The sequence below is a fragment of the Inconstantimicrobium porci genome (assembly GCF_009696465.1).
Classification (GTDB): Bacteria; Bacillota; Clostridia; order Clostridiales; family Clostridiaceae; genus Inconstantimicrobium; species Inconstantimicrobium porci.
On record NZ_VULX01000027.1, the window covers coordinates 14961 to 38777 of the forward strand.

Below are 23817 nucleotides of genomic sequence, written 5' to 3' on the forward strand. Positions count from 1 at the left end.
CTTTCAAAATTTGCTTATTGCTAAATTAATAATTCATTTTAAAATCTAATGACATACAACAAAAAAACGCCGGAGAATATACTCCAGCGTAATAAAATTACACATAAATATACTCTCATCTCTCAGTTTGATAAAACTGCAGGAATTAGCACCATAAAATATTAGTAAATGAACTAACATCTTGGTTGCTGGGCTTCATAGGGCCAGTCCCTCCACCACTCTTGATAAGTTTATATAATTAACTTTTTAAGCAATATTTTTTATTTATACTTTTGACTAAGTTTATATATATTCTTTCAGCTTTTGAAGTCTTTTTAATGCTTCTTTAAGAGTTTCATCTTTTTTTGCAAAATGAAATCTAATATAAGAATTCACATCCTCTCTAAAAAAGCTTGATCCAGGTACTCCGGCAACACCTATATTCTTAATAAGCCATACTGCAAAATCATAGTCATTATCAAAACCAAACTGTGATATATCCACCATCACATAATAGGCTCCCTGAGGCTCAAAATACTTCAGTCCAATTTCATCAAGTCCACCTAGAAACAGTTTCCTCTTTCTATCATATAACTTTGTTAAATCTTCATAATAAGTATCATCAAAATCAAGACCTGCTACAGCTGCTTCCTGAAGCGGAGCTGCTGCTCCAACTGTAAGAAAATCATGTACCTTTTTGCATTGTTCGATAATCTTCTTATCTGCAATAACGTACCCAAGTCTCCATCCTGTAATTGAATATGTCTTCGAAAGTGATGAGCATGATATTGTCCTTTCAGCCATCCCATCGAGTGATGCTATATAAGTATGCTTATATGGTGGAAATACAATATGTTCATAAACCTCATCAGTAATCACAAATGTATCAAACTCAATTGCTAATGATGATATATACTCTAATTCCTCTCTAGAAAATACTTTTCCAGTAGGATTTGATGGATTACATAAAATTAAAGCTTTTGGTCTCTGAGTGAAAGCTCTTCTTAATTCATCTTTATCAAAATTAAAATATGGTGGTTTAAGCTGTACATAAATTGGCTCAGCACCTGAAAGAATTGTATCAGCTGTATAGTTTTCATAAAACGGCGAAAATACAATAACCTTATCACCAGGATTACATACGCTCATCATTGCTGTCATCATTGCTTCTGTACTTCCACATGTAACAACTATGTTTTCATCTGGATTTATGTGTATACCCATGTATTTTTCCTGCTTCTTTGCAAGAGATTCTCTGAAATTTTGAGCTCCCCATGTAACTGAATATTGATGTGGGCCTTCATTCGCTACCTTTTTCAATCTATCAGTAATTTCTTTTGGTGGATCAAAATCTGGAAAACCTTGTGATAGATTTATTCCTCCATATTTAATACATATCCTTGTCATTCGTCTGATTACTGAATCAGTAAAACCATCTAATCTTGTACTTAATTGTGGCATATTTTAACCTCTCCATTTCTAACACTGTATTTATTACTATAAATCCTGCATTTAATAGAGATACTTCATTATTAACATCAAAAAAGCTGTTCCCTAAAATATAAGAAACAGCTTAATAAAGCGCACAAAAACGCAAAAACTCCAACAATTCTTATCTTTCAGGAAATACCTGCAGGATTTAGCACCACAAAATATTAAATGACAATATCTTAGGTTGCTGGGTTTCAAAGGGCCAGTCCCTCCACCGCTCATAATAAGATTCTACAGAAATATTAAATTTATTGTTTTAATTATATATCCACTTTTTTACATTGTCAATAACTTTTTAGCCTTTTAATCCGTCAGCTTGTCTCTGCATGTTTTCAACTACTATATCATGGATATCTCCAAGTGACGCACAATATTCAAGCACTTTCCAAGGTGTATTAGTATGGAAATGTATCTTTATCAGTTCCTCATCTCCAACTGCTAAAAGGCAGTCTCCTTCAATATTCTTTGTAATATAGTCATTAATTTCATCTTCAGAAAGATTCTCTCCAGCTATTAAAAGCTGTGTATCAAATTTATACTCTATCATTGTTTTTCTCCCTTTCAAAATATAGTTAATAATGCTAAAATAAGCACATCAATTAATATTACTTATTAACAAAACAACGTTGCTATTTCCTTATTTTAACACACGTATCACTTAATTGCATTAAATTTCTGTTAAATTCACCAAGAGACATAATTTGAATATTATTGTCTTCGGCAATCTGAAGTAAACTGTTGTTTTCATAATACAGCTGATAAATTAAAATATCAGTTTTCTTGTGGTCAAAGTCAATAATTTGAGCCTTACAACTACTACTAAAAACTTTACATATCTTACTTTTTAATTTATCATCTTTAATTAAAATTGATATATTTTTGTTATTATAATTTCTCTCAAGCACTTCTCCATAAACTTCAACCAATTTATCTATCTCACTTATATCTTCTGCTAAGGCTGATTTTCCCTCTAATATATTGAAGAATTCTTCAATTGTTATAATATCCATGTTAAGACGTTTTGCTTTTCTAAGCTTACTGCCTGGCTTTGAACCGACAACAAGAAGATTAGTTCTACTAGATACTGCAGAGCTAATTTCTGCACCAGCTCTTCTTGCAAGAGACATAAGTTCTCCTCTAACAAACGGTCCTTTACCTGTAAACACTATATTTCTTCCTGAAAAAGCGCCATATGTTATCTCTGACCTTCTATAGAATGTTTTTCTTTTTTCTTCATTAAAATCAGTATATCTTTTAACTGTAGATACTTCTTCACTTATCCCCAGACTTTCAGCTATTTCGAATACAGCATCATATCGTTCTTCATTATTTCTTGGAAGATTTCTTTCGCTATTATAAAAATCAATAAGATCTACCACATCATATGAAAATAGATTCGGCTGTTGTTTATGTATTAATGATATTAAATCGTTAACTCTATCTTTACTCATTACATTATCCTGCTTTAAACAAGTTTTTATCATCACTTATAATACTAATATTAAAACAATTGTGCAAGAATTATATCTTTTATTTTAAGAAACTGGTATAATTGCAGTTAGGCAAAAAAATTTTCCTTATAGTAAAAAGAGGTGTAATTTTGAAAAATATTAATTATAAAAATACTGAAAATAAATTTGAAACTAAGGGCGATATGACTATCATGACAGTCCAAAAAAAAGATGGCTCAGAACTATCTGCAAAAATTGATACTAATGATCTTGAAAAAGTAAAATCATATGGTTCATGGTTTGCTGAATGGAACAAAGATTACAATAACTACATAGTTGTAAACATAAGCAAGACTAAGCTTAACAAAAAGAAAAAGCCACTAAAACAAAGCTTACATACTTTTGTAATGGATGCATCACCAAATGCACCAGTAATTCATGTTAATAAGGATACACTTGATAACAGAAAAGCTAATCTTACTCTTTTTAACAGAAATGATATAAATGAAATTGAAAAACAGGATGATGGCGTTGTAGTAGTTTTATTAAAAGATAACTTAGGAAATGTAACAAACAAAGCTTTAATATCAGAAACAGACCTTTCAAAAGTAATTAATAATAACTATACATGGGTAGAATACAGAAACAAAGTTGTTGCTAATACTCCAGAAGGAAGAATCTACATGGATCAGGTTATAATGGAACCATCAGAAAAGCATAAGGTTCATCATATAAACAAGAACCCTATGGACTGCAGACGTGAAAACTTAGAATTATTCGAAATTCCAGAAGAAGAGTAGTACAAAAGCAGCATAAGTCGCTTTATACTGCCAAATGAAAATGGTCAGTCAACGAGTCTAACGCCCGATGACTGACTTATTTTAAAGGAGGCTGCTCCTACAAACCTCTTTAATTAGCAATTCTTAATTCATCAATAAATTTACTCCATCTTTAATCTTTTCTACAAGCTGTTTATTTGTGTATCCTTTGATTATAGTCTCGGCAGCACAATTTCTAATATTGTCAAACAACATAAATATCTTTTCAGCCTTTTCCTCAGAGTTGTATACTTTCCAGTAACCGCATAGCTTGCAATGTTTTCTACTATCTTTCATAAATGAAATTACATCATCAATGGGATACCCAAGAAATATTCCAAGTTCATGTGGACATTTATACATATCATATCTTTTTCGCAACATTGCTATTTGTTCTGACAAATCACCATTTTCTTTATATCCTAATATTTTAAGGAACTCAATATTACAATTTTTCTTAAGACAGTCATAGAGCTGATTATAATCATAAATAATAAGTGTTGATGAATTCTTACTCTGTCTTAAAACTTCATAATTAAGATTTAGTTCAGCTATGTAAGTTTTACCGTATTTAATCCATAAATCATGTAAATCTCTCTCATTTATAATCATCAAAGTTAATGTGACTGCAGGTTTTACTCCTGCACATATAAGCGATGTATTGTATACTAAAAATGCCTCCATGTATTCTTTATCCTTCATACTGTTTAGCTTTTTTATCATCCCAAAGTAAGTTTTTAAATATTCAGTATTCAATCTAATCACATCCTAGTAAAGAAAATTTTAATATAGATTACCTAAACTCAGTTTTTCCTATACTAGTAGAATTTATTTAAGGCAAAAAAATAAGAGGCCTAACGCCTCCTACTCTTGTGTAGTTTCCCTTGAATACATTGACTTTCCAAATCTTTCAATCTGCTCTTTTAATTCGGAATTTGTATGTCCTTCAAAAACAATATCACATGAATATATGCCAACTATATCATCTATATCTTCCGAAATACTTCCTCTACGTTTTTCATCACATGAAATACATAAATCAATATCTGAATTATACTTGTAACATCCTTTAGCTCTTGAGCCAAAAATAATGACTTGATAAATATGTATGTTATTTTTAAAATAATCCATCATATTTTTATACACTGTTTTATTTATTCCAAACATTATTGAATCATTGTATTTTTCAGACAACTGCATTGCTTTCTCTCCTTCTATAATAATCTTTAAATAATTATACATTATAGCCTTTTATAAAGTCTATCCTATTAAAAAAAATATATATTATACTAAATCTATGCAACCTTTCATGCTGCAGGATTATCTAATAGATGTAATTAAGAAATGATTACGTTATGGCGCTATAATTAAATCATGAATTTTACAAGTTAGGGGGCAAAAATATTGGACGACTTTGTGCAAAAAGCTATACATGGCGATAAAGAAGCCTTTATATCAGCCATAGATAAATGCACACCTATTCTGTATAAACTTGGATACAAACTTGGAATGAATGACGAAGATACGGGTGATGCCATGCAAGATACTATACTTGCTGCCTATGAAAAGATATGGACTCTAAAAAATCCAGAGTATTTTAAAACATGGCTTATTAGAATTTTTATTAACAGATGCAACTCTATACGAAAAAAGAACAAGAAAATAATCAGTATAGATAACTTAAAAGATACTATGTCAGTTAATGACAGAGATCATAATGATAACCTAGAACTTAATGAAGCTATAAATAATTTAAGCTATGACTACAAAACGGTAATTGTACTATATTACATTATGGGTTTTACCATTAAAGAAATGTGTTCAATACTTGATAAAAAGGAAGGGACGATAAAATCACAACTGTCCCGTGCAAGAAACGAACTTAGAAAATTTTATAAAGTTAGTGAGGAGGCATAAAAATGGATAATCTAGAAAATGAATTATTAAATTTAGGAAAAGAAAATGTTGAAATGCCAAAAAGCGTAAGAACAAAGGTTGATTTATCATATCATATAATAAGAAATTCAGAGAAAAGAAAGTCTCATAAAAAATGGGTTGCAGTTGCTGCAATTCTGGTAACATCTCTTACTGTAGCAACTGCCATGACTCCTCAAGCACAAGCTTCCATAAAACATTTTATGGAGAACTTTGGAGTAAAGGCTGTAACTACAGCCGCAGATAATGGCTATATTCAGAAAACGAGCAGTTCTGTTAAGAGCGGAAAAAACATTGACATGAGTCTTAATAGTATAGTTCTTGACTCAAATAGTCTCGTACTAGACTTTAAAGTAAAATACAAAAATGATGAATATAACAAGAAATATTATGATATAGGACTTCTTCCAAACATTGAAGTTACAGACAACAATAATACCATAATATATTCAGATTCAAAACCTTATTCTAAAGATCGGGCTTTTGCAGGAGGCGATATAGCTACAAAACTACAGTCAGATGGAATTCACTTTATAATGTCATTAGGCAGCACTAATATTAGTGTACCAGATTTATCACAACTCAAAATAAACATTTCATCTATTTCTGCAGTTGACAGTAATGATAATTCAGCCAAGAGACTTTTTGATGAAAAAGTTAACTGGAGCTTTGAAACTACTGTTGATAAGAAATTTAAGCAGAACACTGATATAATGTATAAACTTAAAGATGATTCAGCTCCTATTGAAATTGTTTCTGCAAAGCTTACTCCAACTGGCTTTACTATTTCTTATAAAGATAAACAAAATAAGAATTCAAATGCAGAGGACATCGGTTCATCATTTTTAACTGCTAATAATAAAATGTATCCGGTAACTTCAAGTTCTGATAAAGACGGCATAATTACTGCTGACTTTAACAATATTTCATCATTTGACAAGTGTGGAGATATTACATTTAATCTGCAGTACTTCTCACAAGACGGAATTAAAAAAATCGTTCTTGTAAAGTAGACTAAAAGCAAAACAAAAACTGCTGCATTGTAAAATTAATTACAATGCAACAGTCTTTTTTATTTATAAATTCTATTATACTTCTGTTTCTATTTCAGTTTTTATTTCCGTTTCAGTTTTATCACTTAATACCTTAAACATCTTCATGTTATCAATTAAATTTTCAGATTTTTCTTTTAATGTATTAGCACTTTCTGCAACTTCTTCAGCTGAGCAGCTTAGTTCGTTTGTTGAAGTTGATATTTCTTCAGCTGCTGCTGAAACTTCTTCAGAAATCGATGTAACACTTTCAACTGATAGAAGTATACTATCCTTATTTGAGTTAATATCCTTAAATCTTGAACTAATTTCAGAAACTCTTGGAATTATTTCTTCAACTGATGAGTTTATAAGACCAAAAGATTCTATTGATTTATCAATATTATTTCTCTGGTTGTTTAACTCAATGTTCATAGCATCTGCTTCTTTAACTATTACATTTGCATTTCCAAGAAGCCCATTAATAATTTCATAGATGTTATTAGCCGAATCTCTTGATTGTTCAGCAAGAGTTCTTATTTCATCTGCAACTACTGCAAATCCTTTTCCTGATTCACCTGCTCTTGCAGCTTCAATCGCAGCATTTAATGCTAGAAGATTAGTCTGCTCTGCTATGCCATTAATAATATCAATAATTCCACTTACAGTCTTAATATCTGTGCTCATTTCATTTATGCTCTTTATGAACATATCAAATTTTTCACTTAGCTCTACTATAGAATGACTTAAATTATTCATATCATTTCTACTGTTTTCTGAATTACCACCTATGACAATTGCCATATTATTTATTTCCTCAACACTAGCTGATACAAGTTTTATTTCATCACCAAATTTATTTAACTCAGAAACTATCATAGTTAAGTCTCCAGCTTGCTTTGAAGTTCCTGAAGCAACTTCATCAATAGCTGTAGAAATATTGTTTGTAAGTGCTGATAATTCTTGTGATATACTTGCAAGATTAGTAGAGTTATCATCTATATCATAAGATGCATTCTTTACTGTACCAATTGCATTGTTCATATTTTCCTGTGTTGTTGCAACAGATTCACACATTTCAGTAATCTCATCTCTAAGTTTCATAGTTGATTCTACATGATCTACTGTAAAATCACCATTAGCAATTAATTTCATGTTGTCTCTAAGTTTAATTAGTAGATTAGTTATTTTATTGGTAAATAAATAAATTATTAAAGATGCTATTATAAACATAAATATCGATACACCAAGTATAACTATTTTTAATCCGAAAAGACCCTTTAATGCATCTTCTTTATTTATCGATATACCTATTGACCAATTATTTGTTCCTTCAATAGGACAATAAGCAACATATTTTTCTACACCTTTATATACATACTCACCTAAACCTGTATTTCCTGCAATCATATCTTTATGAATTGCAGCTAATTTAGAAAGTGAACTGTCTTTTTCAGCTTCCTTTATAGAATTAAACTGTGTCTTCACAAGTTCTTCATTCTGATTCGCAACTATATTACCTACACCATCTATAATAAATGCCTGTCCACTTTTAGAGAACTTAACATCCTTTGATATCTGGCTTACCATATTACCATCTTTAGCCATAACAAGTATACCAACTATTTCATCGCCATTTCTAATTGGCGTAGCTATAGTTACAAGCATTCTATTATCTACTCTTGAAACGTACGGCTCAGTCATATTTGTTTCACCCTTCATTGCTTTTGAGAAATATTCTCTATCTGCTACATTTAATTGCAAACCATCTGAAAGAGTCGCATTCCCATCTTTATCCACCAAGCCAATTAAATCATATCCGTTAATTTTTCTATTTGACTCAAGTGCTTCAAGCTTTACTTTCAAGTCTGTGTTTGGATCTGAAATTATAGGCATATTAGCTAATGTTTGTGCATTTCTAAATTCTTCACTTAACTGACCTTGAACTTTCCCTGAAGCAATTTTACTTATTACAGAAATTAAATCTCCAGTATTTGCTTTTATTCTTTGTTCTGCAAACATAAATGCAAGGCTACCAAGAACAAAACACGCAACAAATAACATAGCGGAAAGTGCTACTACAGTTTTCTGTTTTAAACTAATAAATTTTTTCATCTTTTCTTTCCCTTCTTTTGTATTTTTCAATTATCATTTGTTTAACTATATCTAATTACTCTACTTTTAAATCTTTTATTGAATCACGTAATGCCTTAGCAGTATCTTTTGCAAAACTCATCTGATTATTTATGCTTTCAGATTTATCACTTATATTATTAATATTATTTGTGATTTGTAATACATTTTCTGATGTTGCACTACTTACTGAAACAACATCATTAATAGCTATATTCATTGTATTAATTGAATTATAAAGTTCGCCAGTAGAATTAACAAACTTATCAAATAATGCTTTCACATCTTGTGAACCATCTGAATACTGCATGCCGAAACTCATAAACTTATCATAATCAGCCATGACATCCTGGCTCATAAAATCAAGTATACTCTTATACTCACTTATAAGCTCATCAACATAATCTACAGTAGATAGCACCAATTCTTCCATTTTCTTTGTCACTTCTTTAGACTCTTCAGCAAGACTCGCTACTTCAGAAGCAACAACTGCAAAACCTTTGCCATGTTCACCAGCTCTTGCTGCTTCTATAGAAGCATTTAATGCCAAAAGATTAGTCTGCTCACTTATATCAATTATCATACTGATAGAATCTTTAATTTTTTTTATTTCTTCAGCTTTTTCTATAGATGATTGTACACTTTTTGAAATACTTTTATATATTTCATCAGCGTTATTTCTTGAATTTTGAATTCCTTTATTAACATCTATACATGCTCTATTCAGTTCATTAGATTTTAATGCACCATTTTCAGCTTCATCTGCAATAAATGCTGCTACTTCTTTAATACTACCAGATGTAGCGCTCATTCCTTCAGCAGAAGAAGTTGTTTCCTCCATTGCTTCCGAAACATACTTAGATAAAGATAACATATTTTTAATCTCATCATTTAGTATTTCTACGTTACTATATACACTGTCTACAGATTCATTGATGGTTTCACTGCTTTCTTTTATCTTTTTAATTAAATTGTTATTTGTTATTCTTAAATTCTCAATTTCTTTAGCAATAAATCCTATTTCATCTTTTTTACTAATTAGCTCTTTATCAATGGCTGAAGTAAAATCGCCATCAGAGATTATTATAAGATTATCGGCTAATCCCTTAACAGGTTTTGCAACAGTTTTTGAAAGCATAAAATATATTGAGATAGCTGTAATTATCGAACTAATTATAAGGATAGATACTATCTTTATAAGCAACTGCTTTGCATCGTTAATAACAGATCCCGCTGGTAGGTCTATGGCTATTACAGCAAATGTTTTACCCGAATCATTCTTAATTGGCACATATGCACTAATAAGACTTCCCCATCTTTCACTTTTAATTATATTAGTATACTCAGGCTTTCCAGTTTCAAACACTTTAATAAGTTCTTCATCAATATCACTTTGTTCTACAGGACTTCCTATATTTAAATCATCATTACTATATTCATCTGGTGTTGATATACCGTATTTAAGTACTTTGTCAGTATCATAATAAACAGTATATACTGAATATAATTCATTAACTGTTGCTGCCTTTATAAAATTTTTTTCAATATCTTTTATATATTTTTCATTTTCTTCTTTTCCGTTAAGAATTTTTTCATACTTTGCAGTATCCATCATCGACGCAATAGAGTTTAATTGTACTATTGCTGTATTTACTTTCTCTTCAATGGCGTTATTCTTAAACATAAACCAACCTACTAATGATACTGCTACTATCATTAACGTAAAAGAAACACTCACTAAAAGAAGTGCTTTTTTTCTTATGTTCATTACAAGTCCTCCCACTATATTTTTCATTTGCAATTAATATTTCGACATTTTTTTTACTATCTTTAATTGCATTTAAATTCTTTGCTTAAAATTGCATATTCGTATGCATCATGCCATATTGGTCTACCATTTTCTTCTGTACTATGAAATGCATTGTTTATAAAATGTCCTTCTCTTCTCATCTTAAGTCGTTCCATAAGATGCCAGGACTTTTTGTTTAGTGGATTACATCTTGCCATTATCCTATGGGCATTTAATTCCTCAAAACCATATTTAAGTATTCTCCTGCTTGCCTCAGTAGCATATCCTTTTCCCTGATAGTCTGAATTAAAAACATAACCTATTTCCCAAGTCAAAAACTGTTCAGGGCCCTCTTTAGCAAAATAGATATTACCAATTACTTTATGATTTTCTTTAAGCTCTACAGCAAAAAAAGCTTCGTCATCAGCTCTCCTTGCTGCTTCCTTCTTACTTTCTTCCTCTGTATAAATGCCATAAGGTTCATATCTTACAACTTCTTCTTTAGAAAGATAGTCATATAAATCCTGCCAATCTTCAGCTTTAAATCTTCAAAAGCATACTTTAACACAGCTTTTGCTGCTTCTGTTGCATAACCTTTGTTATGATAACTATTATTAAATACCCATCCTATTTCCCAGGTCTTAAACGGTGCATACCATTCATGAAATACAATATGTCCAATAAGCTTGTTTTCTGAATTAAGTACAACAGCATACTCTTCAATATCATCCCCAGTATTCTTGTCAATGAATATTTCAGCCTGTTTTCTATCATGTCCATCCCCCTTATATCTGATTTGAAATAAAATTCACTACATTACTCATTTTACCATAATTTATAATTTACAAGAGGAACAACTCGTTTACTAATCATAAAAGCGTCAGTATTCAAAAAAAAAGCTGCATAGTCATAAAATACTATACAGCCGTTCTATTAAACAAGAGTGCATTGCTGCTCTTTTCTTACTGCAGCAACTATTTTCCTGATCCATTTAGGAGATAAATAATAAGTTTCTGAAAGTTGTTTTACAGAAGTCCCTTTAATATAACTGTTGTATATATCAAGGTTTCTTTTGTAAGTTTCTTTCTTGCTTTTTGTTAGCTCTCCCCATGTTTTCTTATTTTCTTCTTTTCTTGGTATGTAGATACATTCACCATCAATGTAATCCTGAATCTGTATCAGAAGTTCTTCTGGTAATATATCTGTTGCTTTTTTATAGCCCATTGCGCATCTCCTATCAAATTTAATTTTCTAGGAAAAGCAGAAGCTATAATCATTATTTCTTGACATAGCTTCTGCTATGCACAAACAATACTTTCTAAAACTAGCAAGCGCTACCCACCCTTCTGATTAATTTATAACGTATATTGTATAATATATAATTTTTGCCCTAAACTCCCTAAAGGGAGTTTAATCCTTAATTATACATTTTACAATATAAATTATACATTATAATTATATCCTATTTACCATCGTCCTTCATCATTGTATATAAATAATATAGATTTACGAATATAATAATAATAATATTTACTATAGCTACAGGATAAGCCTTTATGAAAAAACTATAAATAACAAACAGCAAACATCCTATTGTATTTACAAATCTAAGCTTCATAATATCCTTCATAAACATAGATAAACCTACAAGGATTGATGCACCATATCCTATATATTCAACCCAGTTACCCATATATTACACACTTCCTCTTTAGTATTTTTTATTAGTATCTCACATATGGATAAAATAATTCTACTTAATACTATAGTATTTTAATTTGCAGATGATGAAGCAGCAGCGGCTGCAGCTGCTCCTGCGCTTATTGCAGCCATCTGTGCTGTCATTAAAACATTAATCATACTGTTTGATATAACAATATCACTTTCTATACTTTTTATAGAATCTATATAACAGTATGCTGCAAGAGTTGAAGCATACATAAGTCTCTGCTGTTTTCCTATAGACATGCCAAAACCTGTGAACTTCTTAATATATTCATCAGTTTCTGCAATGTTTTCTACAAGCTCATCTATATCACAGTCAATCATTTCTAAGACTCCAAGTGTTACAAGTTCGCTGCCTTTACCAAACTTATATCCTTTATCACGTAGTTTATTGTAAATCATAGTTACCTTATGGCACTTTTCTTCATAGTTTTTCTCATCCATTGCCAGCACATGGCTTAGACTCTGAACTGCATTGCCTGATAATAAATCCTTCTTTAGTTCAAGATAACATCTTTCAGCTTCTTCAACTATTTCCTCTACAGTCTTGTCGTTCATTGCAAGCATCACTGTAAAGGCATAATCATCACTACTTGTTAAAAATTTATGTTTAAGTTTAATTGATTTATATATCTTAAATGCTTTTCCTGCAATTCTTTCAGGTTCAAATTGATCAAGCGTCTGAGCAATTATAATTGCAGCAAGCCCTAAAAATTCGCTGCCATTAAATCCCTTATCTTTAAGCATCTTATAAACATCATTGATATCATCCATTAATTTTTCAGGATTATCATTTAATGAAAGCACAGTTGCAGTTGTAAAAAATATATTTCCTCTAAAATTAGAAAGCATACTTGTTTTGTTCTTAATTATCTTTTTGCATTCCTTTATTTTATCTGTATCAGCTTTTTTATCTTTAGAACAGCATAATAATGACGCTATAGCACATGATACATTATATTCAAACTTAAATGATCCCTTTATTGCATTTCTGTTTGCTACAAGCAAATCACATTTTTCCTTTAGAATTTCCTTCATAATATCATCTCCCGTATTCCCAATAATATTTTTGTTCATATGCTTTTACAAATCATACCATATGATAAATCAAATCAGGTATAAACATAATACTTAATCCCCTTCTATAAATCTTTTTTATAAATGCATTGTTTGTCCATGCCATCATAATAGCCAAAATAATCATGTGGAACATCTACGGTTTCGACTAGGTCTGCGCCAAGTCTTTCAATAATCTTTCTTGAAGCTGCATTACTCTCGCTACATGTTATATAGATATTTTTCATGCCATGATATACTGCCACACCAAGGACAAGCTTTGATGCATAGTATGAATAATTATGACCTCTTGCCTCTTCATTTATCTCATATCCAATATTTCCATTATAATAAGAATGATAATTGTGCCCAATCCTTATACTTACCTTTCCAATCTGCCTTTGTGACTTCTTTTCAAAAATATCATAATAATAAAATGGAATCATTTTATTATCTCCAGGATTCTTTTCAATAATTCTCAGCATGACTTTATCATCCTGAAGTTCATTAAACTCATTTGCAAACTCAAACACTAAATTCATCCCTTTATATCTTATCTCTTAAATATTTCTACTTCTCCTAGAGTCTGTACCTTCCCATCTTCTACAATAATGCCACCATTATTAGTAATGGCATAAACTTTATCTGTTTTTTCACGAAGTACTTTCTCTATAGATTGATTCTGAACATCACTGTTTTCAAAGTGAACTTCAACATAAAAAGTCTGATCAATAAGACCTATGTCGTCAAAATTGTACTTGCTGAATAATATATTAACCATAAATGGTTCCCCCTAATTTTGGTGTTATTCTTTACATAATATTAATCAATATCATAACTAGAAATAATATTTTTTGTTATTTAAATTATAATCTTATATGGTACTTTAATCAAATTAAGCCAAATAAAAACTTCCCGAAACCGAGAAGTTTTCAATTATTTATTTAGCAGGTATATCGAAAAGTTCAGGTATCCTGCAAAAGTCACCCATAGTAAATATGGTATGTTAAGATATTCAGCTGTTTTATTTAATTTTTTAAACTCACTTATCATCATAACAATTAGAACAAGAAGTATCATAAGGATAATAAATGCTGCAAGATAAGATTTAAAAATAAAGAATACAGGTGACCAGATAAAATTAAATACAAGCTGTAATGCAAAAATAATCAAAGCCTTTTGTTTATTTTCCCCCTCAGAATTCCATATAAGATAAAGAGAGATACCCAAAAGTGTAAATAAGATTGTCCAGACTATTGGAAAAGCTATTGCTGGTGGTGACAGGACAGGCTTCTTTACAGTCTGAAAGTTTTCCATTCCATTTCTTGATATTAAACCTGATAAAAAAACCAGTACCTAATGTAATAACTAGGCTTGCAATTAAAGACTTCCATCCAGGAATAATAGCTGAGCTACAATAAGGCTTGCCATATCATCTGTAACTTCACCGCTAAGCATAATTATTCTATCTTTTAAAAGCAATAAAATTATCCTAATTTTCAAGTCTTTCAAACAATATGCTGAAAGGACCTACTTCCTGCTTATCCTTTAAGTCTACTACTTTCCACTCATTATTTCCAGTACCAAGCCATTCATTTACCTTCTCTGATGATTGTGGTAAAAATGGAGCTAATAGATTTGCTATATTGGCTATGGCAAAGGTACAGTTATATATGGTAGTTTTACATTTTTCAGTATCTTCTTTGATTGTTGCCCATGGCTTTTCCTCATCAAAATATTTATTTACACTTCTTATAAATTCAAATATATCTTCAAGACTATTCTTAAGTTCTCCTTTTTCAATTTGCTTTCCCACACTTTTATAAAGATCATTCAGTTTTTCAATAATACTACTATCAACTTGTGATTTTAGTATTTTGTTATCAAAATACTTTTTGTTGAAAGCAAGAGTTCTATTAACAAGATTACCATAGGCTCCTAAAAGTTCGCCATTGTTACACTTAATAAACTCTCTTATTGAAAAATCTGTATCTCTTTTTTCTGGAGCATTTTTTATAAAGAAATATCTCAGTGCATCTGTATTATATTTATCAACAATATCAGGTATCCAGATAGCATAATTTTTGCTTGTAGATATCTTTTTTCCTTCAAGAGTAAGGTATTCACTTGAAATAATCCTATCAGGTAATTTGTCCTCACCAATAGCGCTTAAAAGAGCAGGAAGGATTACTGAATGGAATGGTATATTATCTTTACCATGAACATAAAAGGACGAAATTGCATTCTACCATTCTTTTACACAAACGTGTAAACCCTTTATTTACAACACTTTATATCATTAATAAATTATGTTTTTGAATGCAATTTCCTTTACATTAAAAAAGCTCTCGTCCTAAGAATTATCTTAGGAACGAGAGCTGAAGCTTCGTGTTACCATCCTATTTTTCATATACATCACTGCATATGACTCTATAAGTACGTCAGTAATCTGATTATACCCTGTCACTATAACGGGTGATACCGTTGCAGCCTTGACAAATGAAGTTTCAGTGCAATGCTCCAAGGCCATTTTCACTTTAATTCACTTTGCTTTCTCTCACCATCTGAAAACTCTCTGTATAAGATTCTTAAAGGTACTCTCCTCTTCATCGCTTTTCTATATTATAACATATTAAATTATATTTTCGAGTTCATACAGATTCTTTATAACATTACTTTTTCGTTTAATATACTTAAGGTATAAATATTTCGAAAAACTCCTGCTCAAAACAAAACTGTTTATTCCTAGCTTTTCTGCTCCTTCACAGTTATTTATGTTATCATCAATAAAAACTGCTTCTTCAGGTTTTATATTTAAATCCTCAAGTGCTGTTTCAAACATTATCTTATCAGGCTTCGTACTGCCAATCTTTGATGAAATAACAAAAGAAGAAAACTGATCTCTAAGCCCTGCTTTTCTAAATACATTTTCCAGTGATGGCCATGCATCAGAAACAACACCCAGTTTATATTTATTCTTAAGATCATTTATTACCTTGCCGGCGTCATCATAAAATATATACTTGTCATAATTGTATACGTAGTCTTCTGTTATTTTGACTACATCGTTATATGTAAGTTCAAGTTCTGGAAGACATGAAGACAAAGTATCGTAAAATTCAAAAAAGCATTCATACTCTTCATTTTCATTTTGGATAAATTCATGACTGTTCACATATGCAAGAGACTTGCTGAATGCATAATCTATTCTGCTGCTCTTAATCTTATCAAACTTAGTCTTATCAACATATTTAAAAAAGTTAGGAGTTATAAACCAATGTCCTGTTACTGGTTTGTTCAGCACTCTGCCAGAATCGAATAGTACTGCTTTTATCTTGTTTTCCATACATAATCACCACTCTCTCAAAATCATTATTTTCATAATAGTATAGTTATATTCCATAATCAATAAATATATAAAATGTAACTATAAAGTTGAAAAAATAACAAATATACTTGAATATAATTCAAGTCAATATTGCTAATTATGAATCATGTTTATCTCTCTATCATTTTCATCTGCCTGATATCCCATACTTTTATAAAGATGTATTGCTCCATGATTGCATTCATCTGCTGCAAGGAAGGATCTTGTTGCACCTTTCTCAAGGCCATAAGCAAATGCCTGTCCAAGAAGTTCTCGTCCTATGCCCATCTTCTGAAATTCAGGTCTAACGGCTAATTCTCTCACCCATAGTATTGGACCTTTTTTGCTTTCATGTCCATAAACTCCAACACATACAACGCCTGCAATAATGCCGTTTATTTTTTTGACAATAATATTACAATCTTTTGTATAATCAACAACATAGATATCAAAACCTATCCTCCTAAGATCCTCTACCCATTCTTTATTCACAAAGGTTAACAAATCATCTTTCTTACAGTTAGATAAAGCCTTAACAAAATCCTTATGGTCATTGAAGGCATAATTATATTGATATAAACTGTCTTGCTCATTGTATCCATATATAAGTATCAGATTATCATCGTTGCAGATAATATCGTGTTTTGCAACATCTTCGAATTCTGTATATTCCATAGAATGATACTTAAAGTTACTAATGCTTTCCTTTATTTTTTCAAATTCTTTTTTAGTAATCATATTCTCACCCCAAATATTTACTGTTAAACTTAATCTTTAATATAATTATTAACAATGTAATAGCACCTTTCTTTTGTAGCTTTTGCAAGGCCATTAATATCTTTAATTTTATCCTTGCTTTTCTTTACCGGAGTAATATTTTTATCATTACTATCGTTTTTTGATTCACTGGATATTACAGTGTCATTTGTTTTAGTATCTTTATTTTCAGAATTATTATCTACACTTGTTGTAGAGATATTATTCTTATTTTCATTAGACGCTGCAGCAGAGGTACTACCTGCACTAAAATGATTAGACAAAGCTATACCAGCAACAGTTCCACCTACTACTACAGCACAAATTGCAACAGCTATAAAAATCTTTTTGCCTTTTAACATAAATACCACTACCCTTATTAATTTCTATATAATTATTATAGCCTTTATTAGTAAATGGTATCTTACAATATATTTACATTTGGGTCACAATTATTTATTATATAAGATCTTGTAGGAGTTTCACTCATCTCAATTTTTTCAAGATTCCAACCTATTTTCTTTATCACAAAGCTTAATTCTTTATTAAAATATCTGCTTAGATTCTCAAGAGTTGGATTTACCTTATCAAAAGGTTCTAAATCATTAATGTATATATCCTGATACCGTGAAAAGAATTTTTCAATTACTTCTTCTATCTTATTAAATCTTATAAACATATTACCATTTTCATTTTGACTTACCACCATTGTAATCTCCCAGGTATGCGGATGTTTCTCACCTCTACTGCCATTTATATAAATTGAGTGACTTGCATTTATATAGAACTTAAACCTGTAACTGTTGCTTCTTTCACTATGTTTATCAACATAACAATCCTTTTCTCTATATGAAACATGATGATTATGATCATTAATTAACGAAGCTGCACTTAAAGCTTCTATCATCCTGTTTTTCACTTTTATCTGCACAATATTCTCAGCTATATTCATTGACATATTATCAATTCTTATTGAAAGAACAGTAATAGAAACAAGGTATATTATAAGCGCAACAATTGTATAAAGGTATAGATATATATTAAGTCTGTCAATTCCTCCAGCAGCTAGTGCATAAGGCATATCGGTAGTCATAATTATTGAATATGTATGTCCCTTAGATTCAAAGTTCTTAAGCGAAACAATATCCTCCGTATTTAATACTGAGCTCAATTCACTATTGTTGTATTCTTGTGTTATATTTTCATTCTTTATAAATACCACCTTAGTATCCCTAGCAGCTATCCAATATCTGCTTCCTGAAGTATACATGTTTTTCAATACATTATTCATAATTTTAAGATCATCGTCATTATTTATGCTTTTTTCGTCTATTTCCTTCTTAATCTCACCAGCTGTCATATCTACAAGCAGCTGCTGATTATTCTTATAATCTTTTAAAAATTCCTTCTCATTTGTTTTCACAAGCAATATGATAAATAGTATAGATAATATACAGAATATGGTGGTTATCATGAAAATAATTGTTGTTATTGTTCTTCTATGTTTTTCTCTCTTTTCCTTCATTAAACTACCTCTTTACTTGTTAACTATCCTCTTTAGTTTATCCCTCAGCCCTATCAGATAATTAAAATCACTCTTAATTATTTCTTTTATTTTTGTCCTTTCCTGACTGAATGTAACTGTCCTCCAGCTACTATCCCTATTTATACTGTTGATTATTCCTGCAATCCTTATCCAGAATACTATAAAATTATACAAAGGCATAATAAACAAAATATACAGCCTTGAAATATACTCTTTTCTCATTTCCTTGTAAGGAGTAAGAAATGAAATTATATTTATAGAGTAAATAAAAGATATAATTATATACAAACTATTTAATACTATCAGAGAAGATAATATTGTTTTGAGTGAATAATTTAAGAATGTGAGACATATTAGTGCGAAATACCATATCATTCTTGGAAAAGCAAAGGTATGGTCAAATAGCAAAAGATACACTGTCCTGTCAAATTTAGATAAAGAAAAAGATTTAAGTTTATCTTTAAAAAACATATTCGATATCTCTACCTGGCCCCTCTGCCATCTTTGCCTCTGCGTATAGAGTTTATCAAAATTATCTATAGGCTCCACAAAAAAGAAGGCATTCTCACATATATGAACTTTCTTTTTTAATAAATGTTTTATCTGAAATGTAACATGTGTATCTTCACTGATAGTATCAGTATTATACAGCTTAGTCTTAAGAAGCAGTGACTTCTTAAAGCAAGAAAAGGCTCCTGATATTGTATAAATGCTGTTATACTCAGCTTCATAATTCCTTCCTGCCAGGAAAGCCTGATAGTATTCCATCATCTCGCATTCTCTTATAAACCTAAGAAACAATTCCTTTGTATTTTTTATTTTACTGCTTTCAACAAGCACGACTCCTGTAGCACAGTTTATACTATTGTCTCTTTCAAACCTCAGTATCATATTTTTAACTGCATCTTTATGAAGTACACCATCACTATCAATATTTATAATGTACTTTCCTTCGCTATTAAAAATAGCCATATTAAGAGCTTTAGACTTTCCCTTCTTAGAGCTTAGCCATCTCATTGGTAGATCTTTAAACTTTTCCTGACAAATGCAGAAAATATTAAAACTTTCATCACTACTACCATTATTAACTACAATGATATTTAAAAGCTCATTAGGATAAGTGCAGTCATTTATCGATTTTATGCACTCATAAAGCGTAGATGCAGAATTATATACAGGCACTATTATCGTTACTTCAGGCAGTCTGCCTCTAAACTCTTTTTCTTTGTATAGTAGTTTCTTCTTCACAAGAATAATAGAACCAATAATTGACGGAATTATCTCCATAGACAGCGGTATAATAATCCATGCCATCCAAAATATCAGATCATTTAATATACCGTCAATTATTGTTTTCATATTTAAACACTCCTATCTTTTGTCTAATTACTTGTGTTCTTGTAAAAATATAAAAATACATCATTATAGATAAGGCATAAAACACAAGACGTCCAATAACTGTATGGGCTATATAAAAATAACGTGGACCAAAACAGAAAACTATTGTACAGATTAATGTTATTCGAATTAAATTAGCCAAAAAAATAAACAATACTGCTGCCAAATTGATAATTGTCTTCTCAATTAACCTGTAAGAAGGAAAAAACCATAACATGGAGCTTAATGTCATAATTTCTATGACGCCACTGCATTCATAATCTATATATAAAGAAATAGCTCCATGCTTATTGTTGATAAAGAGAAGACCATAGTCATAATAATCTTTAAACATGCCTGTAATGTCTCCAATAACACCTTCTGCTGCACATATTAATTTAGCAAGCGGCACAGTTAAATACGGCCTGACAAATATCATCAGCACAACAAATAATCCTATGCTTCCAAAAAGAAACTCAAAAAATTTTAGATTAGCGCGATGAAACACATATAAGAAGTAAATCCATATAATTATCATTACAAATAAGAATATCTTCAATGTTCTCTCTCCTTCTTGTAAATCTTATAAATTCCAAAGGAGCATATGATTATCCCAGTTACAGCCAGTAAGTATGGATAAGTACTTGTAGTTGTTGATGTAATCCTTCTATACATAAGGACCGGTGTAAAGAACTGTATATTCTTAAAGTGTTCTATATCTATTGATGGATTCTGCTGATTTAGTGCTTTTAGTGGTATTCTAAGTTCAAGTTCATCATTTATTCCACCTTTTCTTCTGTATACAAAAGCTTTAGATCCCTCTGGCACACTGCCAGATAAACCTGTCATTACATGCTTTACTAACACCTCGTTTATACCTTCATGAAGATTGTTCTCATCAATTAAGCTACCATCGGCTGTTGTAAGATAAAACGCAGCCATTTCTTCATCTACAAAGAACTCGTAATAATTACCATTTAGTGATGTATATTCTTTTTTAGCCATCTTTATATAAAGATAGATAAACTCTCCATCACATAGTAGTGACATCTTATGCCTGATAACTTCATTATATTTATTACCATTTTCATCAGTAGCAAAAATATGCTCTCCATTTTCCCAATAATCATCAGGGTTATCCCATACATATTCCCATGAATACGGCTTATCACTCCAATCATCAAAGTAGCCGTCTATAACTATAGGGATATTGCCTCTGCTATAAATAGGTACAGCATATACCTGTTTCGCAGACATTAATAAAATCATTACAATAACAATATTTATTTTTATATAATTTTTTTTACTAAAACTTTTCTTCACATTCATCATTCGTATTATCCTTTATAAACAATATAAGCACTACAATTTCCAGTATTATTCCAATAACAGTAACAATTAATCCAGTTTTAAAATAAGAGTATACTATGCGTAACTTTGTTGTTCCTTTATCTACTATAATCAGGTTATTATCGGTTTTTATATTTTTAAGACTTCTAAAGTTATCCTGAAAAGCTATATTAGTATTAACGTTATCATAATAAGAGTTAATTATAATTTCATCTTTCTTATAATCAACATCAAGTCTTACAAGCTCTCTCTTAGGAAGAATGCTGCCATCGCATTCAAAAATATCATCAATTATATATCTTATACTGTCATCAAAAGTTTCAATGTCATGATAAAGCAGGTTAAAACCAATAAAATATATATTTTGATTTTCACCAGTACCTATACAATCAAGTTTCTTACCATTAAAATCTGCATAAGAATATACATTTTTAAGGTTTCCAAGATAAACTGTGTTCCACTCAGCATTCTCACCCTCAAAACGCTTTGGAATTATATTTCTGCCTTTATAAGTTATCTCAGGATAGTGCCTGCTAAAGGTAATATCAAATGCATCAATGCCAAGAAAAGATCTGATGCCTGTAGTTCTATTTACAGGTACACCATTCATATCGATATAAATCATGACACCGCTTCTTCCAAGCTTATCTATCATCTTTTCCGCTTCATTCCTGTTACTATAAGTAAAGCCAGATAGATAAATCCTCTTATAATTTTTTAATTCTTCATAACTATAATCATTAATATTTATACTTTTACCTTTCTTAAAATCAGGGTAAATAAAACTGATATAATCTGAAGTACTGCCGATTGCAATATTGTTGTACGAGCTTATTGTGCCAAATGTACCATGATAACCTAGTTTATACAAATATCCGTTCTCGTTTTCTAAAACAAGACTATAGTTAAGCTTTGCTGCTGAATCATTAAGTTTTTTAAAATCCTTCTCCTTAAGAAGGTTCTTTTTAATAAGAACAGTATCACTTCCAAGCTCTAGTAATCTGTCAAACATATATTCATAATATCCTTTTTCAAAAGCAGTATTAATCATTACTATATTAGGAAGTGTTGATGAACCCCAATGTGCCCATCCAAATACATACTTAACAGCATCATCATAATTTTCAGACATGATGTATGAAGGAAAAGCACCATATGTACTAAGATCCATAAGTGCAAACCTGTTTTCAGTTATAGCCCTGCCTTCTTTTAACAGATATCGCTGTTCGTTATTAATTACACCCTGCTGAGCTGTCACAATCTTATCCTTATCAAATTCAAAAAATTTAAGCGAAGGAATACAGTCCATAGCAATTAATATTACTAAAAAATATATAAATATCTTTTTGCTTTTTTTCCACATCATAAGCGAAATGAAAAGAAGACAGTATGCAATAGGCGTAAATCTCTCCATCCAAAAAGCCTGTTTCAGAGGAAGAAGCTTTACAATTGGTACAAATGCTTTTGTTGTTCCAAAGAAAATCAGTGCAGCTGCTATAAAGCCTGCATTAATTTCCTTTGAACATAATAGAAATCCTAAAAACGCTGTAAATAATATTGATGCTCCAAAATAATATAAATCCATCTCTCCTTTAATTCTTAAAAATGGATTCAGCGAAATAGATGCTTTTTCACTCCATCCTGCCATATTTGCAATTGCAGCTTCAGAATCCATTGATGCCATTCCTCCAATAAGTCCAGGTACAAGCTCTATCCCCATGATGGCAAAACAAAGCGCCATCGATAGTATTGTATAAACCGAATACTTATACTCTTTATTAGCTAGAGAGTATATCAGGCAGAACAGGAATGTACCAATGCCTATCATAGCTGCTATCATTATATGTGTAAGTTAGAGTATAATTTTTGTAGGCAGGAAAATTGATAAAAATAAAGGAGATGTAAAAACATCTCCCCAATACATAAATTATCCATTATAATTTAATTGTCGATATTAAATGAATGGAGCTGAGTTTATGTATGATTTAAGTTTAAATGAAAAAGGAATAAGTT

At 30.5% G+C, this 23817-nt stretch carries 26 protein-coding genes, 3 pseudogenes, 2 riboswitches and 1 other annotated feature; of the genes and pseudogenes, 3 read left to right on the forward strand and 26 right to left on the reverse strand.

The genetic code is table 11. The annotated features are described in order from the left end of the window. Positions 1-112: 112 nt before the first annotated feature. Positions 113-231, reverse strand: a riboswitch (SAM riboswitch). A 51-nt stretch (positions 232-282) separates the two neighbouring features. The 3 genes from FYJ33_RS13225 to FYJ33_RS13235 all read right to left on the reverse strand — a co-directional run bounded on the left by FYJ33_RS13225 (position 283) and on the right by FYJ33_RS13235 (position 2921). Then, positions 283-1440 (reverse strand): pyridoxal phosphate-dependent aminotransferase, encoded by a 1158-nt coding sequence (locus FYJ33_RS13225; RefSeq protein ID WP_154532189.1) that lies wholly within the window; start codon positions 1438-1440, stop codon positions 283-285. 148 nt (positions 1441-1588) lie between these two features. Next, a riboswitch (SAM riboswitch) is annotated at positions 1589-1700 on the reverse strand. A gap of 65 nt (positions 1701-1765) precedes the next feature. After that, the gene (locus FYJ33_RS13230) at positions 1766-2017 is read right to left on the reverse strand and encodes a kinase to dihydroxyacetone kinase (RefSeq protein WP_154532190.1); all 252 of its coding nucleotides are present in this window, start codon (positions 2015-2017) and stop codon (positions 1766-1768) included. Positions 2018-2099: 82 nt separating this feature from the next. Beyond that, complete coding sequence (locus FYJ33_RS13235; protein WP_206046697.1) at positions 2100-2921, reverse strand: BRCT domain-containing protein; 822 nt, start codon at positions 2919-2921, stop codon at positions 2100-2102. 203 nt (positions 2922-3124) lie between these two features. Between FYJ33_RS13235 and FYJ33_RS13240 the strand changes: the two genes are divergently transcribed. Further along, positions 3125-3721, forward strand: coding sequence for an HNH endonuclease (locus FYJ33_RS13240; protein ID WP_154532211.1), 597 nt, complete (start codon positions 3125-3127; stop codon positions 3719-3721). Between the two features lie 123 nt (positions 3722-3844). Here the strand turns inward: FYJ33_RS13240 and FYJ33_RS13245 are convergent, their stop codons facing one another. Then, the gene (locus tag FYJ33_RS13245) at positions 3845-4495 is read right to left on the reverse strand and encodes a DUF3793 family protein (RefSeq protein WP_154532192.1); all 651 of its coding nucleotides are present in this window, start codon (positions 4493-4495) and stop codon (positions 3845-3847) included. 108 nt (positions 4496-4603) lie between these two features. Further along, on the reverse strand, positions 4604-4939 hold the full coding sequence (locus tag FYJ33_RS13250; RefSeq protein WP_235900856.1) for a nucleotidyltransferase domain-containing protein: 336 nt from the start codon (positions 4937-4939) through the stop codon (positions 4604-4606). Positions 4940-5143: 204 nt separating this feature from the next. Between FYJ33_RS13250 and FYJ33_RS13255 the strand changes: the two genes are divergently transcribed. After that, positions 5144-5656 carry a sigma-70 family RNA polymerase sigma factor gene (locus tag FYJ33_RS13255; RefSeq protein ID WP_154532193.1) on the forward strand — a complete coding sequence of 171 codons (513 nt, stop codon included), beginning with the start codon at positions 5144-5146 and terminating at the stop codon, positions 5654-5656. A 2-nt stretch (positions 5657-5658) separates the two neighbouring features. Continuing rightward, the gene (locus FYJ33_RS13260; protein WP_154532194.1) at positions 5659-6687 is read left to right on the forward strand and encodes a DUF4179 domain-containing protein; all 1029 of its coding nucleotides are present in this window, start codon (positions 5659-5661) and stop codon (positions 6685-6687) included. A 75-nt stretch (positions 6688-6762) separates the two neighbouring features. On the opposite strand, the gene FYJ33_RS13265 is transcribed toward FYJ33_RS13260, so the two are convergent. From FYJ33_RS13265 to FYJ33_RS13360, 21 genes and pseudogenes are all read right to left on the reverse strand, one after another. After that, positions 6763-8820, reverse strand: coding sequence for a methyl-accepting chemotaxis protein (locus FYJ33_RS13265; RefSeq protein ID WP_154532195.1), 2058 nt, complete (start codon positions 8818-8820; stop codon positions 6763-6765). Positions 8821-8875: 55 nt separating this feature from the next. Next, the gene (locus FYJ33_RS13270) at positions 8876-10606 is read right to left on the reverse strand and encodes a methyl-accepting chemotaxis protein (RefSeq protein ID WP_206046698.1); all 1731 of its coding nucleotides are present in this window, start codon (positions 10604-10606) and stop codon (positions 8876-8878) included. 62 nt (positions 10607-10668) lie between these two features. Further along, positions 10669-11160 (reverse strand): annotated as a pseudogene (locus FYJ33_RS13275) (GNAT family N-acetyltransferase); the annotation flags it as partial. Next, the gene (locus FYJ33_RS13280) at positions 11115-11435 is read right to left on the reverse strand and encodes a GNAT family N-acetyltransferase (RefSeq protein WP_328598707.1); all 321 of its coding nucleotides are present in this window, start codon (positions 11433-11435) and stop codon (positions 11115-11117) included. The gene FYJ33_RS13280 and the pseudogene FYJ33_RS13275, both read right to left, overlap by 46 nt. A 125-nt stretch (positions 11436-11560) precedes the next feature. Then, complete coding sequence (locus FYJ33_RS13285; protein ID WP_154532197.1) at positions 11561-11851, reverse strand: CD3324 family protein; 291 nt, start codon at positions 11849-11851, stop codon at positions 11561-11563. 238 nt (positions 11852-12089) lie between these two features. Continuing rightward, the gene (locus tag FYJ33_RS13290) at positions 12090-12320 is read right to left on the reverse strand and encodes a YgjV family protein (RefSeq protein WP_154532198.1); all 231 of its coding nucleotides are present in this window, start codon (positions 12318-12320) and stop codon (positions 12090-12092) included. Positions 12321-12400: 80 nt separating this feature from the next. Next, positions 12401-13390 (reverse strand): DUF4003 family protein, encoded by a 990-nt coding sequence (locus tag FYJ33_RS13295; protein ID WP_206046699.1) that lies wholly within the window; start codon positions 13388-13390, stop codon positions 12401-12403. 104 nt (positions 13391-13494) lie between these two features. Next, the gene (locus tag FYJ33_RS13300) at positions 13495-13950 is read right to left on the reverse strand and encodes a GNAT family N-acetyltransferase (protein WP_154532200.1); all 456 of its coding nucleotides are present in this window, start codon (positions 13948-13950) and stop codon (positions 13495-13497) included. A gap of 11 nt (positions 13951-13961) precedes the next feature. After that, on the reverse strand, positions 13962-14189 hold the full coding sequence (locus tag FYJ33_RS13305; RefSeq protein WP_154532201.1) for a hypothetical protein: 228 nt from the start codon (positions 14187-14189) through the stop codon (positions 13962-13964). A 155-nt stretch (positions 14190-14344) separates the two neighbouring features. Beyond that, positions 14345-14725: a TspO/MBR family protein gene (locus FYJ33_RS13310; RefSeq protein ID WP_154532202.1), complete on the reverse strand. Its 381-nt coding sequence runs from the start codon at positions 14723-14725 to the stop codon at positions 14345-14347. A 75-nt stretch (positions 14726-14800) separates the two neighbouring features. Then, positions 14801-14887: pseudogene (locus FYJ33_RS13315) on the reverse strand (ATP-dependent Clp protease proteolytic subunit); the annotation flags it as partial. A 13-nt stretch (positions 14888-14900) separates the two neighbouring features. After that, the gene (locus FYJ33_RS17040; protein ID WP_407928912.1) at positions 14901-15224 is read right to left on the reverse strand and encodes a class I tRNA ligase family protein; all 324 of its coding nucleotides are present in this window, start codon (positions 15222-15224) and stop codon (positions 14901-14903) included. Between the two features lie 150 nt (positions 15225-15374). Beyond that, a pseudogene (locus tag FYJ33_RS17045) lies at positions 15375-15647 on the reverse strand (class I tRNA ligase family protein); the annotation flags it as partial. A gap of 125 nt (positions 15648-15772) precedes the next feature. Then, positions 15773-16027, reverse strand: a binding site (T-box leader). A gap of 13 nt (positions 16028-16040) precedes the next feature. Further along, on the reverse strand, positions 16041-16754 hold the full coding sequence (locus FYJ33_RS13325; protein ID WP_154532203.1) for an HAD-IA family hydrolase: 714 nt from the start codon (positions 16752-16754) through the stop codon (positions 16041-16043). 135 nt (positions 16755-16889) lie between these two features. Continuing rightward, complete coding sequence (locus tag FYJ33_RS13330) at positions 16890-17513, reverse strand: GNAT family N-acetyltransferase (protein WP_154532204.1); 624 nt, start codon at positions 17511-17513, stop codon at positions 16890-16892. 29 nt (positions 17514-17542) lie between these two features. Beyond that, positions 17543-17893 (reverse strand): hypothetical protein, encoded by a 351-nt coding sequence (locus tag FYJ33_RS13335; protein WP_154532205.1) that lies wholly within the window; start codon positions 17891-17893, stop codon positions 17543-17545. Positions 17894-17955: 62 nt separating this feature from the next. After that, positions 17956-19056, reverse strand: coding sequence for a 6-carboxytetrahydropterin synthase (locus FYJ33_RS13340; protein ID WP_154532206.1), 1101 nt, complete (start codon positions 19054-19056; stop codon positions 17956-17958). Between the two features lie 12 nt (positions 19057-19068). Beyond that, positions 19069-20436 carry a TIGR03111 family XrtG-associated glycosyltransferase gene (locus tag FYJ33_RS13345; protein ID WP_154532207.1) on the reverse strand — a complete coding sequence of 456 codons (1368 nt, stop codon included), beginning with the start codon at positions 20434-20436 and terminating at the stop codon, positions 19069-19071. Further along, a complete protein-coding gene (xrtG, locus tag FYJ33_RS13350; RefSeq protein WP_154532208.1) occupies positions 20420-21013 on the reverse strand; it encodes an exosortase family protein XrtG in 594 nt (197 codons plus the stop codon). Before xrtG ends, FYJ33_RS13345 begins: the two co-directional genes overlap by 17 nt. Further along, complete coding sequence (locus FYJ33_RS13355; RefSeq protein WP_154532209.1) at positions 21010-21786, reverse strand: Firmicu-CTERM sorting domain-containing protein; 777 nt, start codon at positions 21784-21786, stop codon at positions 21010-21012. The genes xrtG and FYJ33_RS13355 overlap by 4 nt, the downstream gene beginning before the upstream one ends. Next, complete coding sequence (locus FYJ33_RS13360; protein ID WP_235900857.1) at positions 21761-23644, reverse strand: 6-pyruvoyl-tetrahydropterin synthase-related protein; 1884 nt, start codon at positions 23642-23644, stop codon at positions 21761-21763. The genes FYJ33_RS13355 and FYJ33_RS13360 overlap by 26 nt, the downstream gene beginning before the upstream one ends. Positions 23645-23817 lie beyond the last annotated feature (173 nt).

Coding starts and splice junctions, on each gene's coding strand:
- FYJ33_RS13355 (WP_154532209.1), bottom strand. CDS start 21,786: ATGATGAATGTGAAGAAAAGTTTTAGTAAAAAAAATTATATAAAAATA.
- FYJ33_RS13330 (WP_154532204.1), bottom strand. CDS start 17,513: ATGATTACTAAAAAAGAATTTGAAAAAATAAAGGAAAGCATTAGTAAC.
- FYJ33_RS13360 (WP_235900857.1), bottom strand. CDS start 23,644: ATGATAGCAGCTATGATAGGCATTGGTACATTCCTGTTCTGCCTGATA.
- FYJ33_RS13265 (WP_154532195.1), bottom strand. CDS start 8,820: ATGAAAAAATTTATTAGTTTAAAACAGAAAACTGTAGTAGCACTTTCC.
- FYJ33_RS13290 (WP_154532198.1), bottom strand. CDS start 12,320: ATGGGTAACTGGGTTGAATATATAGGATATGGTGCATCAATCCTTGTA.
- FYJ33_RS13230 (WP_154532190.1), bottom strand. CDS start 2,017: ATGATAGAGTATAAATTTGATACACAGCTTTTAATAGCTGGAGAGAAT.
- FYJ33_RS13345 (WP_154532207.1), bottom strand. CDS start 20,436: ATGAAAACAATAATTGACGGTATATTAAATGATCTGATATTTTGGATG.
- FYJ33_RS13240 (WP_154532211.1), top strand. CDS start 3,125: ATGACTATCATGACAGTCCAAAAAAAAGATGGCTCAGAACTATCTGCA.
- FYJ33_RS13310 (WP_154532202.1), bottom strand. CDS start 14,725: ATGGAAAACTTTCAGACTGTAAAGAAGCCTGTCCTGTCACCACCAGCA.
- FYJ33_RS13305 (WP_154532201.1), bottom strand. CDS start 14,189: ATGGTTAATATATTATTCAGCAAGTACAATTTTGACGACATAGGTCTT.
- FYJ33_RS13260 (WP_154532194.1), top strand. CDS start 5,659: ATGGATAATCTAGAAAATGAATTATTAAATTTAGGAAAAGAAAATGTT.
- FYJ33_RS13335 (WP_154532205.1), bottom strand. CDS start 17,893: ATGTTAAAAGGCAAAAAGATTTTTATAGCTGTTGCAATTTGTGCTGTA.
- FYJ33_RS13225 (WP_154532189.1), bottom strand. CDS start 1,440: ATGCCACAATTAAGTACAAGATTAGATGGTTTTACTGATTCAGTAATC.
- FYJ33_RS13235 (WP_206046697.1), bottom strand. CDS start 2,921: ATGAGTAAAGATAGAGTTAACGATTTAATATCATTAATACATAAACAA.
- FYJ33_RS13295 (WP_206046699.1), bottom strand. CDS start 13,390: ATGAAGGAAATTCTAAAGGAAAAATGTGATTTGCTTGTAGCAAACAGA.
- FYJ33_RS13250 (WP_235900856.1), bottom strand. CDS start 4,939: ATGCAGTTGTCTGAAAAATACAATGATTCAATAATGTTTGGAATAAAT.
- FYJ33_RS13270 (WP_206046698.1), bottom strand. CDS start 10,606: ATGAACATAAGAAAAAAAGCACTTCTTTTAGTGAGTGTTTCTTTTACG.
- FYJ33_RS13285 (WP_154532197.1), bottom strand. CDS start 11,851: ATGGGCTATAAAAAAGCAACAGATATATTACCAGAAGAACTTCTGATA.
- FYJ33_RS13325 (WP_154532203.1), bottom strand. CDS start 16,754: ATGGAAAACAAGATAAAAGCAGTACTATTCGATTCTGGCAGAGTGCTG.
- FYJ33_RS13340 (WP_154532206.1), bottom strand. CDS start 19,056: ATGAAGGAAAAGAGAGAAAAACATAGAAGAACAATAACAACAATTATT.
- FYJ33_RS13300 (WP_154532200.1), bottom strand. CDS start 13,950: ATGAATTTAGTGTTTGAGTTTGCAAATGAGTTTAATGAACTTCAGGAT.